Genomic DNA, 23,971 nt, shown 5'->3' on the forward strand with positions numbered 1-23,971 from the left:
CTGCTTACAGCTTCTGCTGCTGCATGAAGCGGTCGAACGTGCCTTCCGTGTAGCGGAACCAGGCGTTCTGGTCGGCCAGGAATTTCGACCAGTCGCCGTAGATCTTCTTCCACTCGGGGTTGGTGTTGTTCAGGTCCGAGTAGATCTGCTGAGCCGACTTGAAGGCGGCGTTCATCACGTCCTGCGAGAACGGGCGCAGCTTGGTGCCCGAGCCCACGAGCTGCTTCAGCGCGATCGGGTTCTTGGAGTCGTACTTCGCCGTCATCGTGATGTTGGCGTGCGCGGCAGCTGCCTCGACGATGGCCTTGTACTCGGCCGACAGGCCTTCCCATGCCTTGGTGTTGATGTAGAAGTCGAGCTCGGGGCCGCCTTCCCACCAGCCGGGGTAGTAGTAGAACGGCGCGATCTTGTTGAAGCCCAGCTTCTGGTCGTCATACGGGCCGACCCATTCGAGGCCGTCCAGCGTGCCCTTTTCGAGCGCTGGGTACAGGTCGGCGCCGGGAATCGATTGCGGGATCACGCCGAAGGGCTCGAGCACCTTGCCCGCGAACGGGTTGGTGCGGAACTTCAGGCCCTTCAGGTCGGCGACCGACTTGATTTCCTTGCGGAACCAGCCGCCCATCTGCGCGCCCGTGTTGCCGCCCGGCAGGTTGATGATGTTGTACTTGGCGTAGAACGCGCGCATCAGCTTCAGACCGTTGCCTTCGTACATCCAGGCGTTCTGCTGGCGGGTGTTCATGCCGAAGGGCACTGCGCAGCCCAGGCAGAAGGTCGGGTCCTTGCCGTAGAAGTAGTACGGGGCCGTGTGGGCCATTTCGACCGAGGCGTTCTGCACGCCGTCGACCACGCCGAACGCGGGCATCAGCTCGCCGCCGGCATGCACGGAAATCTGGAACTTGCCGCCCGTCATGTCGCTGACGCTCTTCGAGAACACCTCGGCGGTGCCGAAGATGGTGTCCAGCGACTTGGGAAAACTCGACGCCAGGCGCCAGCGAACGGTGGCTTGGGCGTGAACCGCGGGTGCGATGCCGGCAGCCAGAACGCCCGCGATGCCGGCGTTTTTGATGAGGGAACGACGATCCATTGATAGCTCTCCGAGTTCTTGGAAAAACAAAACGCGGCTTGTGACCGCGTTGGGGACTTTTGTCTAAGTCCGGACGATTGTAAAAACGCGCTTACAGCCGCCGGCAGGGGTTTACCCTGCGCTCGAAACGAAGCGCTCGCGGATCGATGCCTCGATGCCGATCGCGTCCAGCCCGATCGACGCCAGCAGCTTGGCCGGATCGCCGTGTTCAATGAAGCGATCGGGCAAGCCGAGTTGCAGCACCGGCTTCTGCACGTTGGCGGCTTGCAGTGCTTCGAGCACCGCACTGCCCGCGCCGCCCATGATGGCGCCCTCTTCCAGCGTGACGATGGCATCGTGCGTGCCCGCGACCTTCAGCAACAGCTCGACGTCGAGCGGCTTGGCCCAGCGCATGTTGACCACCGTGGCATCGAGCGACTCGGCGGCATTGAGCGCGGGGTACAGCAGCGTGCCGAACGCGAGGATGGCGATGCGCTTGCCTTCGCGGCGGATCTCGCCCTTGCCGAAGGGCAAGGATTCGAGCGTGAGGTGCGGCGCGACACCAGCGCCCGAGCCGCGCGGATAGCGCACGGCCACCGGGTGGTTCTGCTCGTAGGCACTCGACAGCAGTTGCCGGCACTCGCGCTCGTCGGCCGGGCAGGCCACGCTCATGTTCGGAATGCAGCGCAGGAACGGGATGTCGTACGCCCCTGCGTGCGTGGCGCCGTCTGCACCCACGAGGCCCGCGCGGTCGAGCGCGAACACCACCGGCAGGTTCTGGATCGCCACGTCGTGGATCAGCTGGTCGTACGCGCGCTGCAGGAAGGTCGAGTAGATCGCGACCACCGGCTTCAGCCCCTCGCAGGCCAGGCCGGCCGCGAAGGTCACGGCGTGCTGCTCGGCGATGCCGACGTCGTAGTAGCGATCGGGAAAGCGCTTCTCGAATTCAACGAGGCCCGAGCCTTCGCGCATCGCGGGCGTGATGCCCACGAGGCGGCCGTCGTGCGCGGCGGTGTCGCACAGCCACTGGCCGAACACCTGCGTGAAGGTCTGCTTGGCCACCGCGGCGGACTTGACCAGCCCAACCTGCGGATCGAACTTGCCGGGGCCGTGATAAGCCACAGGGTCGGCCTCGGCCAGCTTGTAGCCCTGCCCCTTCTTCGTGACCACGTGCAGGAACTGCGGGCCGTCGAGGTGCTTGAGGTTCTCGAGCGTGGGCACCAGCGAGTCGATGTCGTGGCCGTCGATCGGGCCCACGTAGTTGAAGCCGAACTGCTCGAACAGCGTGGCCGGCACGACCATGCCCTTGGCATGCTGCTCCAGGCGCTTGGCCAGCTCGAACAGCGGCGGCGCGTTGCGCAGCATGCTCTTGCCGACGTTCTTGGCGGCGGCGTAGAAGTTGCCGCTCATCAGCTGCGCGAGGTAGCGGTTGAGCGCGCCCACCGGCGGGCTGATCGACATGTCGTTGTCGTTCAGGATCACGAGCAGCTTGCAGTCGCACACGCCCGCGTTGTTCAGCGCCTCGAAGGCCATGCCGGCCGTGAGCGCGCCGTCGCCGATGATGGCCACGGTGTGGCGGTCTTCGCCCTTCTGCTTGGCGGCCATGGCCATGCCGAGCGCGGCCGAGATGCTGGTCGACGAATGGGCCGTGCCAAAGGTGTCGTACTCGCTCTCGCTGCGTTGCGGAAAGCCCGAGATGCCGCCGATCTGCCGCAGCGTGGGCATGCGCTCGCGCCGGCCCGTGAGGATCTTGTGCGGGTAGGTCTGGTGGCCCACGTCCCACACCAGTCGGTCGTGCGGCGTGTTGAACACATGGTGCAGCGCGACCGTGAGTTCGACCGTGCCGAGGTTGGAGCTCAGGTGGCCGCCGGTGCGCGAGACGTTGTCGAGCACGCTGGCGCGCACCTCGTCGGACAGCTGGCGCAGCTGGGCCCGGTCGTATTTGCGGATCGGCGAGGGGTCGTGAAGTGTGGGAAGCAGCGGAGCCATGTGGGGGTTGTTCTTTTCTCTCAGCGGTCGCGGTCGACCACCATGTGGGCCAGCGCGCGCAGGGCTGCGGTATCCGCCAGGCCGCTCTTTTCGAGGGCGGCGAGCGCATCGGCCAGCAGCTGGCGGGCCTGGGCGCGCGCGCCGTCGAGGCCGAGCAGCGACACATAGGTGGGCTTGTCGGCCGCGGCGTCCTTGCCGGCGGTCTTGCCCAGGGTCTGCGAATCGGCCGTGACGTCGAGGATGTCGTCGACCACCTGGAACGCGAGGCCGATGGCCGCGCCGTAGTCGCGCAGCGCGGCCAATGCCGCAGGAGTGACCGAACCGCAGGCGGCGCCCATCTCGACGCTGCCCTGCAGCAACGCGCCAGTCTTCAGGCGGTGCATTTCGCGCAGCTGCGTTTCGTCAAGCGCAATGCCGACGCTGGCCAGGTCGATGGCCTGGCCGCCGGCCATGCCCTGGCTACCCGCAGCGCGCGCGAGCAGGCGGCACAGCAGGGCCTGGGTGGCAGCGGGAATCTCGTCGCCAGCGGGCGTGAGCAGCTCGAAGGCCAGGGCCTGCAGCGCGTCTCCGGCCAGCAGGGCATCGGCCTCGCCGAATTTCACGTGCACGGTGGGCTTGCCGCGGCGCAGCACGTCGTTGTCCATGCACGGCAGGTCGTCGTGCACCAGCGAATAGGCGTGAATCAGTTCGGTAGCGCAGGCCGCGCGCAGGGCGGCGGCGCGGTTGCCGCCGACGGCCTCGCTGGCGGCCAGCACCAGCAGCGGCCGCAGCCGCTTGCCGCCGTCGAGCACGGCATAGCGCATGGCGTCGCCCAGCAGCACGGGGGCGTCGACGCCGACCCAGCGCGACAGCGCCGCTTCGACATTCGCCAGGTGGGGGTCGCTCCAGCCGGCTAGCGTGCGGGCGTCCCAATGGCTGGATTTCAGCGCGGCGGCGCTCATTCAGGCGTCCAGACCTTCAGGCTGCCCGAATCGAGCACCTTGATCTGGTCTTCGACCGCCTGCAGCTTGTCGCGGCAGAAGGCGAGCAGCGCCGCACCGCGCTGGTAGCTGACTAGCAGCTGGTCGAGGGGCAACTGGCCCGATTCGAGTTCCGCCACCAGTTGCTCCAGCTCCTGGAGCCCGGCTTCGTAACTGGCAGGCAACGGGCCCGTATCGGGCGTTGCCGCCGGGCTGGACGAGGAAGGGGGGGGCACCTTGGGCATGCAAGCGAAACGTGGGTGAAATCGGGCATTTTAGGACTGGGATCGAAACAACTGGCGAGCGCCGCCGGGCCGGGTGAAAAGCCGGGGGCACAAAAATGCCCCCCGGGTACAATGCGAACTTCTCTCGTTGACGCCGTCAACACATTCTTCGGGCCGCCGACCCTTCCTGGCGGCGCCTTCCGTTCTTTTCTTTTTTTCTCCCTGTGGGGAGCTTGGTCAGGTCCTCCATGTCTGATTTAAGTCTTCAACTGCAGCAGGCCGCGAGCCAACTTCCAGTTTCCGCGTATTTCGACGAGGCGCTCTACGCCCGCGAAATGCAAAACCTTTTCGCGCGAGGGCCCCGCTACGTCGGCCATCGCCTGGCCGTGCCCGAAATGGGCGACTTCCACACCCTGCCGCAGGAGCATCAGGGCCGGGCGCTGGTCCATACGCCCAAGGGCGTAGAGCTGATTTCCAACGTCTGCCGCCACCGCCAGGCCCTGATCCTTCAGGGCCGGGGCCAGCTCGACAACCAGGCCGGCGGCAATATCGTGTGCCCACTGCACCGCTGGACCTACGCCGCGAGCGATTCGCGCACCACCGGCACGCTGATCGGCGCCCCGCATTTCGAGCAGGACCCCTGCCTGAACCTGCACAACTACCCGCTCACCGAGTGGAACGGCCTTCTGTTCGAGAAAAACGCCGACGGCTCCGGCCCCGACGTAGCGGCCGACATGGCCGGCCTCGGCCCGCAGGCCGACCTGGATTTCAGCGGCTACGCGCTCGACCGCGTCGAGCTGCACGAGTGCAACTACAACTGGAAGACCTTCATCGAGGTCTACCTCGAGGACTACCACGTCGGCCCGTTCCACCCGGGCCTGGGCAGCTTCGTCACCTGCGACGACCTGCGCTGGGAGTTCAAGCCCCGCTATTCGGTTCAGACGGTGGGCGTGGCCAACCGCCTGGGCCGCGCGGGCAGCCCGGTCTACCAGAAGTGGCAGGAGCAGCTGCTCAAGTACCGCGACGGCAAGCCGCCGAAGTACGGCGCCATCTGGCTCACTTACTACCCGCACGTGATGGTCGAGTGGTATCCGCACGTGCTCACGGTGTCGACCCTGCACCCGGTGAGCCCGACGAAGACGCTCAACATGGTCGAGTTCTTCTACCCTGAGGAAATCGTCGCCTTCGAGCGCGAGTTCGTCGAGGCCCAGCAGGCCGCCTACATGGAAACCTGCGTGGAAGACGACGAGATCGCCGAGCGCATGGACGCCGGCCGCCGCGCGCTGATGCTGCGCGGCGACAACGAAACCGGCCCCTACCAGAGCCCGATGGAAGACGGCATGCAGCAGTTCCACGAGTGGTACAAGGCCGCGATGCAGAAACCAGCCTGAAACCGGCCCGCCCCGCACTCGCCGGGGCACTCTTTTTCCTTACCTTAGAGTCGAAACGATGCAAGCGCTGTGGATGGTGCTGGGGGCCTTTTTGTTCGCCACGATGAGCGTGGTCGTGAAAGTCGCCTCGGAGTGGTTCAACAGCGGTGAGATGGTGCTGGGCCGCGGCCTCATCGGCATCGTGTTCCTCTGGCTGCTGGCCCGCAATCGCGGCGTCTCGCTGGCCACCCGATACCCCGGCATGCACGCTTGGCGCAGCACCATCGGCGTGCTGTCGCTGGGCGCCTGGTTCTATGCCATCGCCCACCTGCCGCTGGCCACGGCCGTCACCCTCAACTACATGAGCAGCGTGTGGGTCGCAGCCTTCCTGGTCGGCGGCTCGCTGCTGGCCTGGGTGCCGGTGCCCGGGCGAGACGGCCGCGTGGAGCGCCCGCCGCTGCAGGGCACGATGGTGCTGACCGTGCTCGCCGGCTTCGTGGGCGTGGTGCTGATGCTCAAGCCCAGCGTCAACGGCAGCGAGGGTTTCGCGGGCATGCTGGGCCTGCTGTCGGGCCTTACGGCCGCGTTTGCCTACATGCAGGTGATGGCGCTGTCGCGCATCGGCGAACCCGAGCTGCGCACGGTGTTCTATTTCGCGGTCGGCTCGGCCGTGGCCGGAGCCTTCGCCACGGCGGCCACCGGGTTTTCGGACCATGGCTCATGGACCTGGCAGCATGCGATGTGGCTGCTGCCGATCGGATTGCTGGCCGCCCTCGGACAACTCTGCATGACCCGCGCCTACGCCACCGCCAAGACCCAGGCCGGCACACTGGTGGTGGCCAACCTGCAGTATTCGGGCATCGTGTTCGCGGCGTTCTACAGCGTGGTGCTGTTCAACGACCGTATCGATGCCACGGGCTGGGCCGGCATGGCCCTTATCATCGCCAGCGGCATTGCTGCAACCGTGTTGCGACAACGGGCGGTGCCCAAGGCGCCGGCCGAGGAACATTGACTCTTTCTGCATTGACCTGACCAGAGAAGGACACACACCATGTACACCACCCTCATCAGCGTCGAACAACTCCGCAAGCTGCAATCGACGGACACGCCTCTCATGGTGTTCGACTGCACCTTCGACCTCATGAAGCCCGAGAGCGGCGCGCAGCAATACGCGGCCGCGCACATTCCGGGCGCGCTGTACGCCAACCTCGACACCGACCTCAGCGCAAAGCACGGTGCCCCCGGCGCGCACGGCGAGGTGGTCGTGGCGCAGGAAGACGGCCTGCCCGCCTCGGGCGGACGCCATCCGCTGCCCAGCCGCGAGAAGTTCGCGGGCTGGCTCTGCAGCATCGGCTTCGCCAACAACATGCAGGCCGTGGTGTACGACCGCAACGGCGCCAACTACTGCGGCCGCCTGTGGTGGATGCTCAAGTGGATGGGCCACGACGCCGTGGCCGTACTCGACGGCGGCCTGCAGGCCTGGCAGGCCGCGGGCGGCGAAGTCACGAGCAGCGAGGAGCCCGCACGCTTCCAGTCGAACTTCGTCATGGGCGAGCCGATTGCGAAGCTCGTCACCACCGACACAGTAGTGCGCCGGCTCGGCCAGCCTGACCAGAACCTGATCGACGCACGCGCCGGTGCACGTTACCGCGGCGAGGTGGAACCTCTGGACCCGATTGCCGGTCACATCCCCGGGGCCCTCAACCGGCCTTTCGCCGAGAACCTCGGCCCCGACGGCAAATTCAAGCCGGCATCGCAATTGCGTGCCGAGTTCGAAGCGCTGCTCGCGGGACGCGATGCGGCGACAGTCGTCCACCAGTGCGGCAGCGGCGTGAGCGCCGTGCCGAATCTGCTCGCCATGCAGATCGCGGGATTCGGGACGACCGCGCTCTATGCCGGCAGCTGGAGCGAATGGAGCAACACGCCGGGGCTGCCGACCCGGCAAGGCGCTGAACCATGACATTGACGACGACGAATCGACGTTCCCGAAGCCTTGGCCGCACCACCGGCCTCGCCATCGCCGCCGCCCTCCTCGCGGCCGCCCCGTTCCTCACCGCACAGGCCCAGCAGCAGCACGCCCACGTGCACGGCCAGCTCAAGCTCGACGTGGCCGTCGACGGCCCCACGGTGGTGATCGACATGGAGTCACCGCTCGACAACATCGTCGGCTTCGAACGCGCGCCCAAGACCGATGCCGAGAAGAAGCTCGTCGAGGAAGCAGTCGCGCAACTGCGCGCAGCCGACAAGCTCTTCATCGTCGACCCGGCCGCCAACTGCAAGCTCGGCCCGGTCGACCTGCGCTCCGGCGCGCTGGGCCTGGGCAACCCCGACCCGAGCGAGCCCGTCGGCCATGCCGACCTCGACGCCACCTTCTCCTTCAATTGCACCAACGCGGCCGCCGCGAAGTTCATCGACCTGAACCTGTTCAGCGTGTTCAAGGGCCTGCGCCAGATCGACTCGCAGATTGCCACGGCGCAAGGCCAGTTCAAGCGCCAGCTCAAGCGCCCGGCAGGCGCGCAGGCAGCGCAGCCTGCTCGATTGAGCTGGGGCAAGTAACACTGTGAGTACCCATCCCGAGGCAGAGTCTTCGCCCTTGCGCGTCGTGCTCGCCGCCGAAGCGCTGCGCTTCGCATGGCCCGGCGTGAAAACGCCGTGCATCGACATCGAAGCCTTTCGTATCACCGCAGGCGAATCGGTGTTCCTGCATGGCCCGAGCGGCTGTGGCAAGAGCACACTGCTGTCTCTGCTGGCCGGCGTGCTGGTGGCCAACGAAGGCCGCGTCACGCTGCTGGGGCACGACTGGTCCAAGCTCTCGGGCGCCGCGCGCGACCGCAGTCGCGTGGCGCACGTGGGCTACATCTTCCAGCAGTTCAACCTGCTGCCGTACCTGAGCGTGATCGACAACGTGCTGCTGCCCTGCCGCTTCTCGCAGCGGCGCGAGGCCAATGCCGCGCGCAACGGCAGCTCGCGCGACGAAGCCGAGCACCTGCTCCACCAGATGGGGCTCGACCGCAATCTGTGGAAACGCCAGGCCCTGCAGTTGTCCGTCGGCCAGCAGCAGCGCGTGGCCGCGGCGCGCGCTCTCATCGGCCAGCCCGAAGTGGTGATTGCCGATGAGCCCACTTCGGCACTCGACGAAGACCGACGCGAAGCCTTCCTCGACGTGCTGTTGACGGCCTGCGCCGAGAACCACAGCGCGCTCGTATTCGTGAGCCATGACCAGCGCATCGCGCAGCGCTTTGTGCGACACGTGCTGCTGCCCGAGATCAACCGCGCAGCGAGCAGCGCGATGGCGGTGGACGCATGAAGGCACTTTTCTCGATTGCCTGGCGCAGCGCCTGGAACCGCCGCTTCACGCTCGCGCTGACGGTGTTCTCGATCGCGCTGTCGACCTTTCTTCTTCTGGGTGTGGAACGCATCCGCACCGAGCTGCGCGAGAACTTCGCATCCTCCGTCTCGGGCACCGACCTGATCGTGGGCGCGCGCACCGGCTCCACGCAGCTGCTGCTGTACTCGGTATTCCGCATCGGCGCGGCCACCAACAACATCTCGTGGAAGAGCGTGCAGGCGCTGTCAGAGCACCCTGGCGTCGACTGGGTGGTGCCGCTGTCGCTCGGCGATTCGCACCGCGGCTTCGCGGTGCTGGCCACCTCCACCGACTACTTCACGCACTTCCGCTACGGCGACAAACAGACGCTGAAGCTGCGCGAGGGCAAGCCCTTCAGCGAACTGTTCGACGCGGTGGTCGGCGCCGAAGTGGCCGACAAGCTCGGCTACCACGTGGGCCAGAAGATCACGCTCGCGCACGGCAGCGGCGAGCTCAACGTGGCCGAGCATGCAGACAAGCCCTTCACCGTGGTCGGCGTGCTCGCGCGCACCGGCACGCCGGTCGATCGCACGGTACACATCGGCCTCGCCGCCATGGAAGCCATCCACCTCGAATGGGTGGGCGGCGCGCCGATGCCTGGCGTGCACATTCCGGCCGAGCAGGTGCGCAAGTTCGACCTCACACCCAAGAACGTGACGGCCGCGCTGGTGGGCCTGAAGAACCGCGCCGCCGTGTTCGGCGTGCAGCGCTGGATCTCGACCTACACCGGCGAGCCGCTCATGGCCATCCTGCCCGGCGTGGCGCTCGACGAACTGTGGAGCGTGATCGGCATCGGCGAGAACGCACTGCTGCTGATGTCGGCGCTCGTCGCACTGGTGAGCCTCGCAGGGCTGGTGTCTGTGGTGATGGCCGGGCTCAACGAACGCCGCCGCGAACTCGCCGTGCTGCGCGCCGTGGGCGCGGGCCTTCGCCACGTGCTGGCGCTGCTCGCACTCGAAGGCGCGATGGTCACCGTGCTGGGCGTGGCCTTCGGCGTGGTGATGGCGGTGCTCGGCATCGCCCTGCTCTCGCCATGGCTGCAGGCACAGTTCGGGCTGACATTGAGCCTTTCAGAACCTACACTGAACGAATGGCTGCTCATGGCAAGCCTGCTGGTCGCTGGATGGCTGGCAAGCCTCTTGCCTGGCATCCGCGCCTACCGACTCTCCCTTGCCGACGGCCTCTCACCGAGGATTTGAATCATGCCCATTGCCATGCCCATCGCAAACACGACGTTCACGAGCAAAGCTTTCATCCGGCTTTCAATGATGGTCGCAGGCGCCGGTCTCGCAGCCGCCGCCTGGGCCGCCGAGCCCGCGCCCAAGGACACCACCGCCACCAACCCATTGGGTGGCAAGGCTGCGGCACCTGCCGCCGCCAAGGCCACGCCGGGCCAGCCACGCCAGATCACCTGGGAAGAACTGGTGCCCAAGGACTGGGACCCGGCCAAGGAGTTCAAGGGCATGGACCTGAGCGCGCTCGACGATGGCGACCCGCGCGCCAACGAGCTGCTCATGAAGATGCAGGAGGTGTCGAACAACGCGCCGACCAACCCCGCGATGAACGGCACCGAAGTCAAGATTCCGGGCTTCATCGTGCCGCTCGAAGAGGCCAAGGGCGAAGTCACCGAGTTCCTGCTGGTGCCCTACTTCGGCGCCTGCATCCACACGCCGCCGCCGCCCGCCAACCAGATCCTGCACGTGGTGCCGCAGAAGGGTGCCAAGTTCCGCGCCATGGACACCGTGTGGGTCACCGGCAAGCTGCAGACCCTGCGCAACGACTCGATGATGGGCGTGAGCGGCTACCACGTGAGCGCCGCCACCGTCACCAAGTACACGGGCGGCGCCAAGTAACCCCTGCCGTGTGGTTCTGCGCCGACAGGTTTGACGGCGCACCACCGACACAGACCGTTGCATCCACGGCGCAGGCTTTGTCATCGCCTGTTGCCGCGCACCGTTGAAAGAGTTCCGGACACGACGCAGGCGTCCTCATGGAACTCCAGATGACAACAAATCTCCCCCTCGCCCCGCGACTGCTGACGATCTCGCTGTGCATCGGCGCTCTGGTCCTCGCAGGCTGCGACAAGACCCCCAGTACGCCGGCTGCCGCACCCACTGCCGCCGCCGATCCGGCGACCACCATGCCCGCACCCTCGGTGCCGCAGACACCGGCCCCAGCGGCAGCCCCGGTGCAGGCCGCCTACACGCCGCCCTCAGCCGAGCAGCTCTACCAGATGGTCGCACCCATCGCGCTCTACCCCGACAAGCTGGTGGCCCAGGTCCTGGCCGGTGCCACCTACCCCGAGCAGATCACCGCCGCGCACGAATGGCTTGCGCAGAACCGCAACCTCAAGGCAGGCCCGCTGTCCGACGCGGCCAACCAGCAGCCCTGGGACCCGAGCGTGAAGTCGCTCACCGCCTTCCGCCCCGTCATCGACCAGATGGCCGGCAACATCCCGTGGACCGAGGCACTCGGGCAGGCCTACTACAACGACCCGGCCGACGTGATGAACGCGATCCAGGTCATGCGCCAGCGTGCATCGAAGGCGGGCCGCCTCAAGAACAACGACAAGCTGCGCGTGGCCAGCGCCGCGCCGCCGCAGAACTACGCGCCCTCGCCGGACATGCAGCCCGTGTACGCAGGCCCAGCGATGATCGAGCCGCCGCCGCAGTTCATCACCATCGAGCCCGTGCAGCCCGACGTGGTGTACGTGCCGGCCTATGACCCGCAAGTCATCTACGGCGAGCCGCAGCCGATCTATCCCGGCTATGCCTATGCACCGCCGGTCGAGGTGGTGTCGCGGGGCTACAGTGGCGGCCAGGTGGCGGCTGCCGGTGCGCTCGCGTTCGGAGCCGGCGTGATCGTGGGCGCCGCGCTGGAGCGGCACGACTGGGGCTGGCACTCGTGGAACATGAACTGGGGCGCACCGCGCGGGCGTGACCGCGATCGCGGGCCGGCGGTGCAGCCGGCCTTCGCCCGGCCGGCCGTGGTCTACAACAACAGCACCTACATCTCGCGCTCGACCACGGTGGTCAACAACAACGTGCGCAATGTCTACAACAACAATGGCGGGCCGCGCGGCGCGTTGCCGCCAGGAGCGCCGCCCAACTTCGCGGTGAACCCGGGCCCTGCACAACAGCAGCAACAGCAGCAGGCACTGTTTGCGCAGCAACAACAGCAACGCCAGCAACAACAACAACAAGCGGCGCTTGCGCAACAACAGCAGCAGCAACAGGCCCGCCAGCAGCAAGCCCTGATGCATCAACAGCAGGCGCAGCAACAAGCCCAGCAACGTTCGCAGCAGCAGACCCAGCAGTTGCAGGCACAACAGCAACAACAGCAAGCGCGCGAGCAACAGCAGCAGGCACGCCAGGCCCGGCTCCAGCAGCAGCAACAGGACCCTGCGCACCGCCAGCAAGGCCAGCCAGTGCAACAGGCACAGCTGGCGCAACAGCAGGCGCAGCAACAGCAGCGCCAACAGCAGCAGGCGGTGCAGGAACAGCAACGCCAGCAACAACAGCACCAGCAACAGGCCCAGCAAGAACAGTCTCGCCGCCAGCAGATGCAGCAGCAACAGCAGGCGCAACAACTGGCCCGCGCACAACAGCAGGCACAGCAGCAGCAACAACAGGTCCAGCGCCAACAAGCACAACAGCAGCAGGCCCAGAACCAGGCCCGGCAGCAGCAGCAAGCCCAGCAGGAGCAGCTACGCCGCCAGCAACAGGGGCAACAACAGGCACAGCAGCAGGCCGCGCGCGCGCAACAGCAGCAACAGGCGATGCAACAACAGCAGCAGCAACGTCAGCAGCAGATGCAGCAACAGCAGGCCCGCGCCCAGCAACAGGCGCAGCAGCAACAACAACAGATCCAGCGCCAACAGCAACAGCAGCAGGCCCAGCAGCAGCAACAGCGCGCGGCCGCTGCAGCAGCGGCTGCGGCGCGGCGCCCGCCGGGCCGGCCCGGCGAGCCCGGACAGCAACAGCAGTAGCGCGCCCGCGCCGTCGGACGCCGTCTATCAGTTCTTGCCGATCTCGGTCAGCAGCCGCGTGACGAGATAAAGGCGCGGCACGATCGAGTCGACTTCGATGTACTCGTCGCGCGCGTGGTAGCCGAAGCCCGCGAGGCCAAAGCTCTCGACCACCGTCGCCTTGCCCGAACGACCCGCATAGCCCGCGTCGGTGCCGCCGCCGGTCATCGGCGTCAGCGCGAGGTCGCGGTCGATTTCCTTGTAGATGGCCTGCGCCTTCTCAGCCAGCGCGCGGCCCTTGTCGCCCGCGATGAAGGCCGGGCGGCCCACTTCCACCTTCACCGTGGTCTCGGTATCGGGAATGAGCTTGCCGGCCGCGATCTTCGCCTGCAGCACCTCGTTGAGCTTCTTCTCGGCACCGGGCTGCGTGATGCGGATGTCGCCCAGCGCCTGCGCCTTCTCGGTGATCTGGTTGATCGGGCCAGTGGCGCGCGCCACGGTCCAGTTGAGCGTCACGCCGGGGATGTCCTTGGCGAGATCCTTGGTCTGCAGCATCTGGTACGACAGCTCGTACAGCGCGTTGCGGCCCAGTTCGGGCGCGGCGCCGGCGTGTGCCGCGCGGCCTTTCACTTCCATTGTGGCTTGCGCGATGCCGGCCGCGCCCAGCAGCAGCGACTCGCCCTTGGCTACCGACTTCGCCGCCGTCGGCTCGAACGACAGCACCGTGTCGTGCTGGTCGGCCATCGTGGCGATCAACTCGCCGGAGCCGACCGAGCCCACTTCCTCATCGGGATTCATCAGCACGGTGAGCGTGTCGTAGTCGCGCCAGCCAGCATCGGCCAGGATCTTCAGCGAGGCCATCATCACGGCCAGACCTCCCTTGTCGTCGGCGATGCCGGGCCCGTAGATGCGGTTGCCATCGACCTTGTAGGGCTGGCTGCTCAGGATGCCCGGCGCGTACACCGTGTCCATGTGGCCCTGCAGCATGATCTTGCGCTTGCCCGTGCCCTTGATGGTGCCGATCACGAGGTCGGCGCCCGCGCCGGCAGTGGCCTTGCGGCGCTCGGTCTTGAAGCCGGCAGCCTTCAGGCGCCCTTCCACCACGTCCGCCATCTTGAGCAGGCCATCGACGTTGAGGCTGCCCGATTCGATCAGCACCATCTCCTTGAGGTTGTCGATCACCGCGGGCTGTGCCTTCTCGGCGGCGGCGAGCAGCTTCGCATCGGGCGCGGCGTGTGCACCGGCGACGACACCGAGCGCCAGGCTGCAGGCCAGGGCCATGGAACGAAGCGGGAAGGAGGACAAACGCAAGCTCATGGTGTTTTTCTCGGGAGTGAATGACGGCACACAGCATAGCTACGCGCTCGTGCCGTGCGAGCAAATCGGGGACACGGCAACGACAGGGTTTGCCCGACTGGTCCGCCGCAGGGCTCCATACGCAAAAGCTACCGCAATGCATTCCGGAAAATGTATTTGTGGATATGCATGGCGGCTCCTAGCATCGGCCGCATCAGCGCCAAAGAGCAGCTGCATCCATCAGGAGACAAAAACATGTCATCGCTTCCACTCGCCGGGGCCAGCCGCCCGCCACGCGCCCTCCCCTACGCCAGCCGCTTCTCGATCGTCGTCTGCTTCCTGATCGCATTGATCGACGGCTACGACACGCTGATGCTGTCCTTCGTCGCACCGCTCATCTCCAAGGAATGGGGCATGCCACCCGGCGCCTTCGGCAAGGTGTTCGCCGTGAGCTTCGCGGGCGCGGTGGTGGGCGCACTCAGCGTGGGTGCGGCGGCCGACCGCTTCGGCCGCCGTCGGCTGCTGCTCGCTTCGATCCTGGTGGCAGGCGGCTTCATCCTGCTGAGCGCGACATCGGCCAGCCCGGAGCAGCTGATGCTGTGGCGCTTTCTCTCTGGCATCGGCCTTGGCGGCGCGATTCCCACCATTTCGGCACTGGCGGCCGAGCATGCGCATCCGGATCAACGCAGCGCGACGGTCTCGCGCATGTTCCTGGGCTTTCCCATTGGGGCCGTGGCCGGCGGCGCCATCACGGCGGCGCTGATGCAGTCGGTGGGCTGGCGCGGCATCTTCATCGGTGGTGGCACGCTCGCGCTGGCGCTGCTGCCGCTGGTGTTCGCAATATCCGAGTCGGGGCGCACGAGCACCACGGCAGCGGACGCAAACCCCGCCCATGCCAAGCGCCCGCTCGCCGAACTCGTCGCCGAAGGACGCGGCCCCGGCACGGTGCTGATCGCCACCGCCGCCTTCATGATCCTGCTGGTCAGCTACTTCCTGCTGAGCTGGACGCCCAGCGTGCTCGCCATGAACGGCATGAGCCCGCAGCGCTCGGCGCTCGCCGGTGTGATGCTCAACGTGGGCGGCGTGGCCGGCGCCTTCGCCATGTCCTTCGTGGTGGCGCGGCGCAGCCCCTTCGGACCGGTGGCGCTGTGCCTGGCGCTGGGCGCCGCGCTCGTGCCCTTCTTCGGCTTCCACATCGTCGGCAGCGAGGTCGCCGCCTTCTGCCTGGTGTTCGCCATCGGCCTGCTGGTGATCGGCGGGCAGATGAACATCCCCGCGCTGTGCGTGCACTACTACCCGGCGAGCGTGCGCGCGACCGGCGTGGGGCTGTCGATGTCGGTCGGCCGCATCGGCTCCATCGTGGGGCCGCTGGTCGGTGGGCTGCTGGTGGGGGCGAAGTTGCCGTGGGGGCAGCTGTTCTTGCTCGCCGCGATCCCGGCCTTCGTGGCGGCGGCGGCCCTGGGCTGGATCGCTTACCGCAAGCCGCGCGGCTGACAGATCGTTGTCAGCGCTTGCGGCTCGACGCGACCTGCGTGCCGCGCAACAGCCGCAACAGGCTGTCGAGGTGCGGATTGGCGTCTGCATCGCGGTAGCCCAGATACAGGCTCGACACCGCGTCCTTGTCGAGGATGCGGCTGTACAGCACCCCTTCGAGCTGGATGCACTGCGTGTCGGCCGGCACGATGGCCACGCCGAAGCCCGCCGCCACCAGCCCGACCATGGTCGAGGCCTCCCGCGTCTCGTGCATCACCGCCGGGCGGAAGCCCGCCTTGGCGCACAGCTCCTGCACCTTCCAGTACAGGCCGATGCCCGCGTCGCGCGGATAGACGATCAGCGGCACGTCCTTCAGTTCGCGGATGTGGATGCCCTTGCCACGCGTGAGCACGTGCTGCTGCGGCATCGCCGCGACCAGCGGCGCCGAGTACCACTCCTCGATGGTCACGCCCACCGGAATGCTCACATTGGGCTTGCGCAGCACGCCGAGGTCGAGCTCGCGGGCATTGATGGCGTCGAGCTGATGCATCGACGCCATTTCCCGCAACTGCAGCTCGACCGCCGGAAAGCTCGCGCGGTACTGGCGAATGCCCGATGGCAGCGCCGTCGTGAGCATCGACGACGCAGTGAAGCCCACGTTGAGCTTGCCGACCTCGCCCGCCGCCGCGCTCTGCACTTCGTCCTTCGCGTTCTGCACCGAGGCAAGGATGGTGCGCGCCCGGTCGAGAAAGTGCCGCCCGGCCTGCGTGAGATACACGCGGCGCTTGTCGCGCTCGAAGAGCTGCACGCCCAGCTCTTCTTCGAGCCCGCGAATCTGCGTGCTCAGCGGCGGCTGTGCCATGTAGAGGCGTTCCGCGGCGCGGGTGAAGTTGAGTTCTTCCGCCACGGCGACGAAGTAGCGCAGGTGTCGAAGTTCCACGATATCTCCAGCGTATCGAATGCAATCCGAATCCGGTATTTCCGGATATGACACCCATTCTCTAGCATCCCTTCACACCTTTACAACCACAGAGACAAAGGAAGAACCCGCATGGTGCAAGACAGCGCAACGGCGTCCGCCGACGCCGCATCGACCAACCTCGTCGTGAGCCGACTGCGCCAGCGCCTGCCGGTGGCGGCGCTCGGCATCCGCGCCTCGCGCACGCCCGACATCGCACGCATCGCCAAGGCCAGCGGCCACCACGCAATCTGGGTGGACCTGGAGCACAGCAGCATCGCCATCGACGCGGCCGTGCAGATCTGCGCCGCTGCAATGGACATCGGCCTCATGCCCTTCGTGCGCGTGCCCGAGCGCGAGTACGGCGTGATCGGCCGGCTGCTCGACGGTGGCGCGGGCGGCATCATCGCGCCGCGTATCGAAACCGTGGCGCAGGCCGAAGACCTCGTGGCTGCCTGCCGCTTTCCGCCGCTGGGCCATCGCTCGGCCATCGGCACGCTGCCGCACGTGGGCTATCGCAAGATGGCTGCGGCGGATTTCAACGTCGCCATGAACCGCGCCACTGCGCTGAAGGTGCTGATCGAAAGCCCGCTGGGCATCGAGAACATCGAGCGCATCGCCGCGGTGCCGGGCATCGACATCGTGGGCATCGGCACCAACGACCTGAGCGCCGAGCTGGGCGTGGCCGGCGACTTCAAGCACCCGCTGGTGCGCGCCGCGCACGAGACGGCGCTGGCCGCCTGCCTGCGCGTGGGCAAGCCGGTCGCCATCGGCGGCATTGCCGACGCAGCCTACTCGGCCGAGCTGGTGCACCGCGGCGCGGCACCTTTCCTCATGACCGGCATCGACACCGACATGCTGCTGGCCGCCGCGCACGAGCGCGTCGCGAAGGCGTTGAGTTCGGTCGGCGTGGAGAACGGCGATGCGGTCGTGCGCTGAAGCAGCCCTGCGCCGCACAGGTGGCGTGCTCGCACTGCTGCTCGGCATGCTGGCCTTGCCAGGCTCGGCATTCGCCCAGGTTGCACAAGGAGCGACGACCCTCGTCGTGCCGACGCCGCCGGGTGGCCCCATCGACCGCGTCGCACGCATCGTGGCGCAGGGCCTGTCTTCCGTGCTGGGCGAGCCGGTGGTGGTCGAGAACAAGGGCGGAGCGGCCGGCAAGATCGGCATGCAGGCGGCGCTGCGGGCCGCGCGCGACGGTCACACGCTGATCGCGGTCTCGCCTTCCATCGCATCGGTCAATCCGGTGGTCGACAAGGCGGCGGGCTATGACCCGCTCAAGGACTTCGATCCGCTCGGCATCGTCGCCTTCAACGACGGCGTGCTGGCGGTGCGCGCCGACCTGCCCGTGACCGACATGCCGGGGCTCGTGGCCTATGCGAAGGCACACCCCGGCGCGCTGACGTATGCCTCCTTCGGCGTCGGCACCAGCCTGCACCTGCAGAGCGAGGAGCTGCTGCACACGCTCGGCATCACGGCGCGGCACGTGCCCTACAAGGGCGAGGCGCAGGCGATGAATGCGTTGATCGCGGGCGAGGTCGACATGATGGCCTACGTCACTTCGCCCATCGTGCCCTTCGTGGCAAACGGCCGCGCGCTGGCGCTGGCCGCCACCGCATCGACCCGCTGGGCTGCGCTGCCCGCGGTGCCGAGCTTCGCGGAGACCGGCATCGACGCGCTGCGCAACTACACCTACCGCTCATGGGTCGGCATCGTGCTGCCGGCCGGTGTGCCGGCGGCTGCGCGGCAACGGACCACCGCGGCGCTGCGCGAGGTGCTGGCCCGGCCCGAGACGCTCAAGGCGCTCGAGGCACAGGGCTTCGCGCCGGTCACGCCCGACGCCGAGACGATGCGCCGCACCGTCGCCGCCGAACTCGAGCGCAACCGCCGGCTGATTGCCGCTGGCGGCATCTCGCTCGAATGAGCCTTCATCGATTTTTTCCTCTCATCTTTTTCCTTCGACATCATGAGTTCCCAGATCCTCACTTCCACGCCCATGCGCACACCCGAAACGCTGGCGCGCCCCTCCTTCACCGTGCCTGCCGGCGCCTGCGACTCGCACGTGCACGTGTTCGAAAGCGAAGACCGCTACCCGCACGTCGACCAGCCGCACTACACGCTGCCCGACGGCCCGCTCACCAAGCTCGACGCCATGTGCGAGTCGCTGGGCCTGGCGCGCTACGTGATCGTGCAGCCCAGCTTCTACGGCACGGACAACCGCTGCATGCTCGACGCCCTGGACATCGCAGGCGAGCGTGCGCGCGGCGTGGCCATGGTGGCCGACAGCGTCACCGAAGACACGCTGCACGACATGCACCGCCGCGGCGTGCGCGCGCTGCGGCTCGACCTGTTCCTGCGCTCGGGCCTGCCGACCGCCGAGCTGGTGCAGTACATCCAGCGCAGCGTGCACATGACGAAGGCGCTGGGCTGGCACCTGCAGTTCTACACGCCGGGCTGGGTGGTGCGCGACCTCATTCCGTACCTGGGCGACATCGACGCCGACTTCGTCATCGACCACATGGGCTACATGCTCGAGAGCGACGGCCTCACGCGGCAGGACTTCGACCGCCTGCTGCGGGTGCTGGCCGACGGGCGCGGCTGGATGAAGCTCTCCGGCCCCTACCGCGTGGCCAAGGACGGCAACTTCGAAAAGCTGCGCCCGCTGGCGCACGCCATCGTCGACGCTCTGCCAGAACGCACCATCTGGGGCAGCGACTGGCCGCACATTCCCGACGGCGCACGCGATACCGGCGAGCTGCTGAACCTGCTCGCGCCATGGGCGCCCGCCGCACCGGCGCGCCAGCGCATCCTGGTGGACAACCCGGCGCGGCTGTTCGGCTTTGCGCCGATACCGCAGTAAGGTGCGAATGCCGAACGAAAGAACGACCGCGATGAAAAACATCCAGGACCTCGACACCTCCGGCGCGCGCGCGGCGGAGACCTTCATTCACGGCGGCACGCGCTACCTCGTGGTGCCGCAGCTCGCGGTCGACGTGCCGGGGCAGCCCGCAATGATCACCGTGGGCAACAGCGACATCGACGCGCTGGTCTACCGCTGGCAGGACGAAGCCTTCGTGCCGCACGCGCGACTGCCCGTGCCGGGGGGCGAGGACGCGGAGTTCTTCGAGATCGGCGGCCGCGCCTTCCTGGCCACCGCCAGCCTGAAGTCGGGCGCCGGCCCGTACGAGCTCAACGTCGACTCGGTCATCTTCGAACTGAAGGACGGCGCGTTCACCGAGTTCCAGCGCGTGCCCACTTTCGCAGCCAAGCAATGGACGCACTTCGCCATCGGCGAACGGCACTTCCTCGCGCTCGCGCAAGGCGTGGCAATGGAAGGCACCGAAGCCCGGAATCCGTCGAAGTCGGCCATCTACGAATGGAACGGCGAGCGCTTCGCCGAATTCCAGGTCATCGACTCGACCTGGGGCTACAACTTCGCGTTCTTCGAGATTGGCGGGCAGCGCTTCCTGGCTTATGCCGACCATGTCGCGCGCTCGCGCGTCATGCTGTGGAGCGGCACGCGCTTCGAAGACTTCCAGCTGCTCGACGGCAAGACCGGCCGCGCCTTCCAGTTCTTCGAGGCACAGGGCGAAGCCTGGCTGGCCTTTGCCTGCCTGCACGACGACACCGTGCTGCTGCGCTGGAACGGCACCGGCTTCGTCGCGCACCAGACGCTGAGCGGCCCCGGCGGGCGCGAGTTTGTCTGGCGCGAAGATGCGCAGGGCGGCGAGCTGGTGCAGATCAACTTCCTGCTCGGCAGCCGCGAGGCGCCCATCACTTCGCTGACCTCGGTTGGCTACCGCTTCGCCGACGGCAAGCTGGCGCCGCAGCGGGAGTTTCCGACCTCCGGCGCCACCGATGCCTGCGCCTTCGAAGACAACGGCCACGCCTACCTGGTGGTGACCAACAGCCTCGGCGCCGACATCCGCTTTCGCACGCCGAGCAAGGTGTACCGGCTCGGCGCATAGACAGGAGCCACACCATGACGGCAAACCCCAACTTCCAGAGCCCCGAGTTCCTGCGCCTCTTCGAGACCTACACCGCGAGCGCCGACAGCATCGGCGCGAAGATGACGCACGCCACCGCCGAGGCCGCGCCCGACGCGGCGCTGATCGTTGCCACAGCGGCCGACTTCATCCTGTTCCCCGGCAGGGGCAGGCCGCCGGAGGTCGAGGGCTACCGGCTCACGACGCGCGGCTTCAAGGAGCTGGCGGCGGTATCGCACCTTGGCCCCGCACTGGCCTCGCTGGTGCGGCTGCGCGAACTCGACCCCGAAGGCACGCTGTGGCGCAGCGAAACCGAACGCCTGCTGGCCGCCACCGTGGCCGCGCGTGAAGCGAACAGCGTGGCGCTCTGGCGCGACGACATCGCGGTGCCCGCCTACCGGGGCCGCGAGACGGCCATCGCGAACATGGTGCACTACGCCTGCGAAGTCACAGAGCGCTACATCGCACGCGCCCTCGCCCACCCCGAAACCCTCACTGCCGCCGACCTGCGCACGCACTACCTCGAAGCCACGGGCGATGCCGTCGGCGCAAGCGTGCCGATGAACAAGGTGATGATCGCCACCTTCTTCCTCGTCGGCCTCGACACCGGACACCGCGTGATCGCGTGGTTCGAGCGCCACCGCATCGACTGGGCGAACGCCATGGTGCTGATCGTGGGCAGGCAGGGCCGCCCCACCGCGGGCGTCACCTGGAGCACCAACGCCGTGTGCTCGATGATCCTCGCCTCGTCGCACCATGCACTGCCGCTGGAGCGCGTGTACATCGCACCGCATGCACCGGCGCCCACCTTCACCTACCCCGTCGACCTGGCGGCCGTGTCTGCCCACGAGGCGCCGATGCGCAAGCTCTGGTGGGCGACACGGGCCATGAGCGACCTGGGGCCGATGATGTACGAGGGCTATCCGCGCTTCGCCCCCGGGCGTGGCGGCCGGCCGGTGCTGCAGCCCGACACCACCGAAGTCAGCGAGATGCCCGCCATCGGTGGACCGGAGGACTGGCATGCGCTCAACACCCGCATGCGCGTGATCCTCGAAGACCCGCGGCAGCTGCTGGCAGGGTGCGTTACCGACTACGCGGCGGATCAGCTGCAGGGCAATGGCAACGATCCGCTGAAGGCGGTGGTGCCGGGCCTCGACGGCACGGACTATCCCGCGTATTTCTCCTGAGGGCTAGGCGCCCTTTCCGCTTGTTGGCGCCTTGGCCTTCACGGTCTTGGGTGCCGCGGGCTTGGCCGGCGCCGGCGCCTTGCGCGCCTCGCCCTCACGCGCGGACTGCATGTGCCGGCTCTCGCCGATGGTCATGCCCACGATCCGCGCGAGCTGGCGGCTCACGCTGATGTACGCATGGCCGAGGCGGCTGTCGAAGTACAGCGAGTCGCCGCGCGCCATGTGCAGCACTTCGCCGTTGTCGAAGTGCACCTCGATCTCGCCTGACAGCACATAGGCGAACTCTTCGCCCGCATGGCGCACGAAGTCTTCCGGTCCGTGGATGCGCCGCGCATGCACCGTGCCCACGATGGGGCTCATCTGCTTGCCCGCCGCCGTGGTGCCGAGGAACTCGTAGGCAATCGACAGCCCCCGGTACACCACGCCCTTGCCCGCGCGCGTGACCACCGGCCCGTCGAGCTGCGCGGGCTTGACGCCGGCACCCGCGAACATCGCGTTCATGTCCATCTCGAGCGCGCGGCCCAGCGCGGTGAAGTTTTCATAACCCAACGCCAACTGGCCGCGCTCGGCGCGCGAGATGGTGGTGATCGACACGCCCGAGCGCTCGGCCAGCTGTGCCAGCGTCCAGCCGAAACGCTTGCGCGCGCTGCGCAGGCGATGACCGAAAGTGGTGCGGTCCAGCGTGGGCGGCTCGTCCTTCGGCTTTGTCGCCGTCCTGGTCCCTGTGTGTGGATTCACGCTTGGCTTTCTCTTGTGATGCAAGTGGATTCTGCCAGCCGGGCGGTGCGCCATCCATGCCAACCCGCGTGACGCAGGCGCGGAAGTTGCGTATACGCAAATTGCGTTGACGCAAATTTCACCGAAGCGGTGCACCATGGTTTCCCCTTGGTGCCACCAAATCAATTTGCGTATCCGCAAATTTCTACCTACACTTTTTGCCGATGACTTCCAGCACTCCAACGCCCGTCGTGGCAGATTTCCTCGTGATCGGCGGCGGCATCGCCGGGGCTTCGGTGGCCCATTGGCTCGCACCGCATGCCAGCGTGATCCTTCTCGAACGCGAGTCGCAGCCGGGCTACCACTCCACCGGCCGCTCCGCCGCCCTCTTCATGGAAAGCTACGGCACTCCGCAGGTGCGCGCCCTCACCATGGCGAGCCGCGCCTTCCTCGAACATCCGCCCGAAGGCTTCTCGGAGCACCCGCTGCTCACGCCGCGCGGCGCGATGATGGTCGCGGGTGCCGAGCACATGGCCGAGCTCGAAGCCCACTGGGAGGTGCTGCGCGCCATGGACACCGGCGCCTCGCGCCTGAGCGGCGAGCAGGCCCGCGAGATGGTGCCGGCGCTGCGCCCCGAGCAAGTGATGGGCGCGGTGTACGAACCCGATGCGTCCGACATGGACGTGCACGCCATCCACCAGGGCTACCTGCGCGGCATGCGGCGCGCTGGCGGCAAGCTGGTGTGCGATGCCGGCGTGACGGCCATCGAGCGCGTGGGCGAGCGCTGGCGCGTGGAGGCCGGCGGCGCCGTGTACGAGGCGCCCGTGGTGCTCAACGCGGCGGGCGCATGGGTCGACACCGTCGCGCGCATGGCGGGCGTGCCGCAGCTGGGCATCGAGCCGCGCCGGCGCTCGGCCTTCATCTTCGCGCCGCCCGAAGGCCAGAGCGTCGCGCACTGGCCCATGGTGTTCGGTGCCGACGAGGGCTGGTACATCAAGCCCGACGCTGGCATGCTGCTCGGCTCGCCGGCCAATGCCGATCCGGTCGAGCCGCAGGACATACAGCCCGAAGAGATGGACATCGCCATCGCCATGCACCGCATCGAGGAAGCGACCACGCTCGCCATTCGCCGGCCCACGCGCACCTGGGCCGGCCTGCGCTCCTTCGTGGCCGACGGCGACCTGGTGGGCGGCTTCGAGCCCGGCGTGCCCGGCTTCTTCTGGGTGGCGGCGCAAGGCGGCTACGGCATTCAGACATCGGCGGCCATGGGTGAGGCCTGCGCCGCGCTGGCACGCGGACTGCCGCTGCCGGAGCGCATCGCCTCCTTCGGGCTCACGGCCGAGATGCTGGGCCCGCAGCGGCTGCGCACGGCCATGGCCTGAGCGCGGACGCACGACAAAAAAACAACCCACTCC

Annotated in this window: 22 protein-coding genes; 15 read left to right on the forward strand and 7 right to left on the reverse strand. The window is 67.5% G+C overall.

The window, feature by feature from the left end:
* Positions 1-4 precede the first annotated feature (4 nt).
* From ACSFCA_RS03985 to xseB, 4 genes are all read right to left on the reverse strand, one after another.
* Positions 5-1,084 (reverse strand): TRAP transporter substrate-binding protein, encoded by a 1,080-nt coding sequence (locus ACSFCA_RS03985; protein ID WP_093049979.1) that lies wholly within the window; start codon positions 1,082-1,084, stop codon positions 5-7.
* A gap of 111 nt (positions 1,085-1,195) precedes the next feature.
* Positions 1,196-3,052, reverse strand: a complete 1,857-nt coding sequence (dxs, locus tag ACSFCA_RS03990; protein WP_435458709.1) for a 1-deoxy-D-xylulose-5-phosphate synthase — start codon at positions 3,050-3,052, stop codon at positions 1,196-1,198.
* A 20-nt stretch (positions 3,053-3,072) separates the two neighbouring features.
* The gene (locus ACSFCA_RS03995; RefSeq protein WP_258350552.1) at positions 3,073-3,993 is read right to left on the reverse strand and encodes a polyprenyl synthetase family protein; all 921 of its coding nucleotides are present in this window, start codon (positions 3,991-3,993) and stop codon (positions 3,073-3,075) included.
* Positions 3,990-4,256 (reverse strand): exodeoxyribonuclease VII small subunit, encoded by a 267-nt coding sequence (gene xseB / locus ACSFCA_RS04000; protein WP_007829283.1) that lies wholly within the window; start codon positions 4,254-4,256, stop codon positions 3,990-3,992. Before xseB ends, ACSFCA_RS03995 begins: the two co-directional genes overlap by 4 nt.
* A 227-nt stretch (positions 4,257-4,483) precedes the next feature.
* Here xseB and ACSFCA_RS04005 point away from each other — a divergent pair, with 227 nt between their 5' ends.
* The 8 genes from ACSFCA_RS04005 (at position 4,484) to ACSFCA_RS04040 (ending at position 12,960) form a co-directional block, all read left to right on the forward strand.
* Positions 4,484-5,626: an aromatic ring-hydroxylating oxygenase subunit alpha gene (locus tag ACSFCA_RS04005; protein WP_093075350.1), complete on the forward strand. Its 1,143-nt coding sequence runs from the start codon at positions 4,484-4,486 to the stop codon at positions 5,624-5,626.
* A gap of 58 nt (positions 5,627-5,684) precedes the next feature.
* Positions 5,685-6,617: a DMT family transporter gene (locus ACSFCA_RS04010; RefSeq protein ID WP_258350553.1), complete on the forward strand. Its 933-nt coding sequence runs from the start codon at positions 5,685-5,687 to the stop codon at positions 6,615-6,617.
* 39 nt (positions 6,618-6,656) lie between these two features.
* Positions 6,657-7,565 (forward strand): sulfurtransferase, encoded by a 909-nt coding sequence (locus ACSFCA_RS04015; protein ID WP_435458710.1) that lies wholly within the window; start codon positions 6,657-6,659, stop codon positions 7,563-7,565.
* The gene (locus ACSFCA_RS04020; RefSeq protein WP_258350555.1) at positions 7,562-8,161 is read left to right on the forward strand and encodes a DUF2796 domain-containing protein; all 600 of its coding nucleotides are present in this window, start codon (positions 7,562-7,564) and stop codon (positions 8,159-8,161) included. Before ACSFCA_RS04015 ends, ACSFCA_RS04020 begins: the two co-directional genes overlap by 4 nt.
* A gap of 4 nt (positions 8,162-8,165) precedes the next feature.
* Positions 8,166-8,912 (forward strand): ABC transporter ATP-binding protein, encoded by a 747-nt coding sequence (locus tag ACSFCA_RS04025; RefSeq protein ID WP_258350556.1) that lies wholly within the window; start codon positions 8,166-8,168, stop codon positions 8,910-8,912.
* Positions 8,909-10,171, forward strand: a complete 1,263-nt coding sequence (locus ACSFCA_RS04030) for an ABC transporter permease (protein WP_093049958.1) — start codon at positions 8,909-8,911, stop codon at positions 10,169-10,171. The genes ACSFCA_RS04025 and ACSFCA_RS04030 overlap by 4 nt, the downstream gene beginning before the upstream one ends.
* A 15-nt stretch (positions 10,172-10,186) precedes the next feature.
* Positions 10,187-10,825, forward strand: a complete 639-nt coding sequence (locus tag ACSFCA_RS04035) for a DUF3299 domain-containing protein (RefSeq protein ID WP_258350558.1) — start codon at positions 10,187-10,189, stop codon at positions 10,823-10,825.
* Between the two features lie 149 nt (positions 10,826-10,974).
* Entirely contained in the window at positions 10,975-12,960 is a 1,986-nt protein-coding gene (locus ACSFCA_RS04040; protein ID WP_435458711.1) for a DUF3300 domain-containing protein, read from the forward strand.
* Positions 12,961-12,987: 27 nt separating this feature from the next.
* Here the strand turns inward: ACSFCA_RS04040 and ACSFCA_RS04045 are convergent, their stop codons facing one another.
* Positions 12,988-14,256, reverse strand: coding sequence for a M20/M25/M40 family metallo-hydrolase (locus tag ACSFCA_RS04045; RefSeq protein WP_258350560.1), 1,269 nt, complete (start codon positions 14,254-14,256; stop codon positions 12,988-12,990).
* Positions 14,257-14,490: 234 nt separating this feature from the next.
* Between ACSFCA_RS04045 and ACSFCA_RS04050 the strand changes: the two genes are divergently transcribed.
* The gene (locus ACSFCA_RS04050) at positions 14,491-15,729 is read left to right on the forward strand and encodes an MFS transporter (protein WP_435458712.1); all 1,239 of its coding nucleotides are present in this window, start codon (positions 14,491-14,493) and stop codon (positions 15,727-15,729) included.
* A 10-nt stretch (positions 15,730-15,739) separates the two neighbouring features.
* Here the strand turns inward: ACSFCA_RS04050 and ACSFCA_RS04055 are convergent, their stop codons facing one another.
* Complete coding sequence (locus ACSFCA_RS04055) at positions 15,740-16,648, reverse strand: LysR substrate-binding domain-containing protein (protein WP_435458713.1); 909 nt, start codon at positions 16,646-16,648, stop codon at positions 15,740-15,742.
* A gap of 111 nt (positions 16,649-16,759) precedes the next feature.
* Between ACSFCA_RS04055 and ACSFCA_RS04060 the strand changes: the two genes are divergently transcribed.
* Genes ACSFCA_RS04060 through ACSFCA_RS04080 form a run of 5 tightly spaced genes read left to right on the forward strand, consistent with a single transcriptional unit; the run spans position 16,760 to position 21,839 of the window.
* A complete protein-coding gene (locus ACSFCA_RS04060; protein WP_435458714.1) occupies positions 16,760-17,605 on the forward strand; it encodes an HpcH/HpaI aldolase family protein in 846 nt (281 codons plus the stop codon).
* Positions 17,589-18,590 (forward strand): Bug family tripartite tricarboxylate transporter substrate binding protein, encoded by a 1,002-nt coding sequence (locus tag ACSFCA_RS04065; RefSeq protein ID WP_435458715.1) that lies wholly within the window; start codon positions 17,589-17,591, stop codon positions 18,588-18,590. The genes ACSFCA_RS04060 and ACSFCA_RS04065 overlap by 17 nt, the downstream gene beginning before the upstream one ends.
* 42 nt (positions 18,591-18,632) lie before the next feature.
* A complete protein-coding gene (locus ACSFCA_RS04070) occupies positions 18,633-19,526 on the forward strand; it encodes an amidohydrolase family protein (protein WP_435458716.1) in 894 nt (297 codons plus the stop codon).
* A 31-nt stretch (positions 19,527-19,557) separates the two neighbouring features.
* Positions 19,558-20,634 (forward strand): hypothetical protein, encoded by a 1,077-nt coding sequence (locus ACSFCA_RS04075; RefSeq protein WP_435458717.1) that lies wholly within the window; start codon positions 19,558-19,560, stop codon positions 20,632-20,634.
* Positions 20,635-20,648: 14 nt separating this feature from the next.
* Positions 20,649-21,839, forward strand: coding sequence for a DUF5624 domain-containing protein (locus tag ACSFCA_RS04080; RefSeq protein ID WP_435458718.1), 1,191 nt, complete (start codon positions 20,649-20,651; stop codon positions 21,837-21,839).
* Positions 21,840-21,842: 3 nt separating this feature from the next.
* On the opposite strand, the gene ACSFCA_RS04085 is transcribed toward ACSFCA_RS04080, so the two are convergent.
* On the reverse strand, positions 21,843-22,577 hold the full coding sequence (locus ACSFCA_RS04085; RefSeq protein ID WP_435458719.1) for a helix-turn-helix domain-containing protein: 735 nt from the start codon (positions 22,575-22,577) through the stop codon (positions 21,843-21,845).
* A gap of 203 nt (positions 22,578-22,780) precedes the next feature.
* On the opposite strand from ACSFCA_RS04085, the gene ACSFCA_RS04090 reads away from it, so the two are divergent.
* Complete coding sequence (locus ACSFCA_RS04090) at positions 22,781-23,938, forward strand: NAD(P)/FAD-dependent oxidoreductase (protein WP_435458720.1); 1,158 nt, start codon at positions 22,781-22,783, stop codon at positions 23,936-23,938.
* Positions 23,939-23,971: the final 33 nt, after the last annotated feature.

This window comes from Variovorax multivorans, assembly GCF_051216835.1.
GTDB lineage: Bacteria > Pseudomonadota > Gammaproteobacteria > Burkholderiales > Burkholderiaceae_C > Variovorax.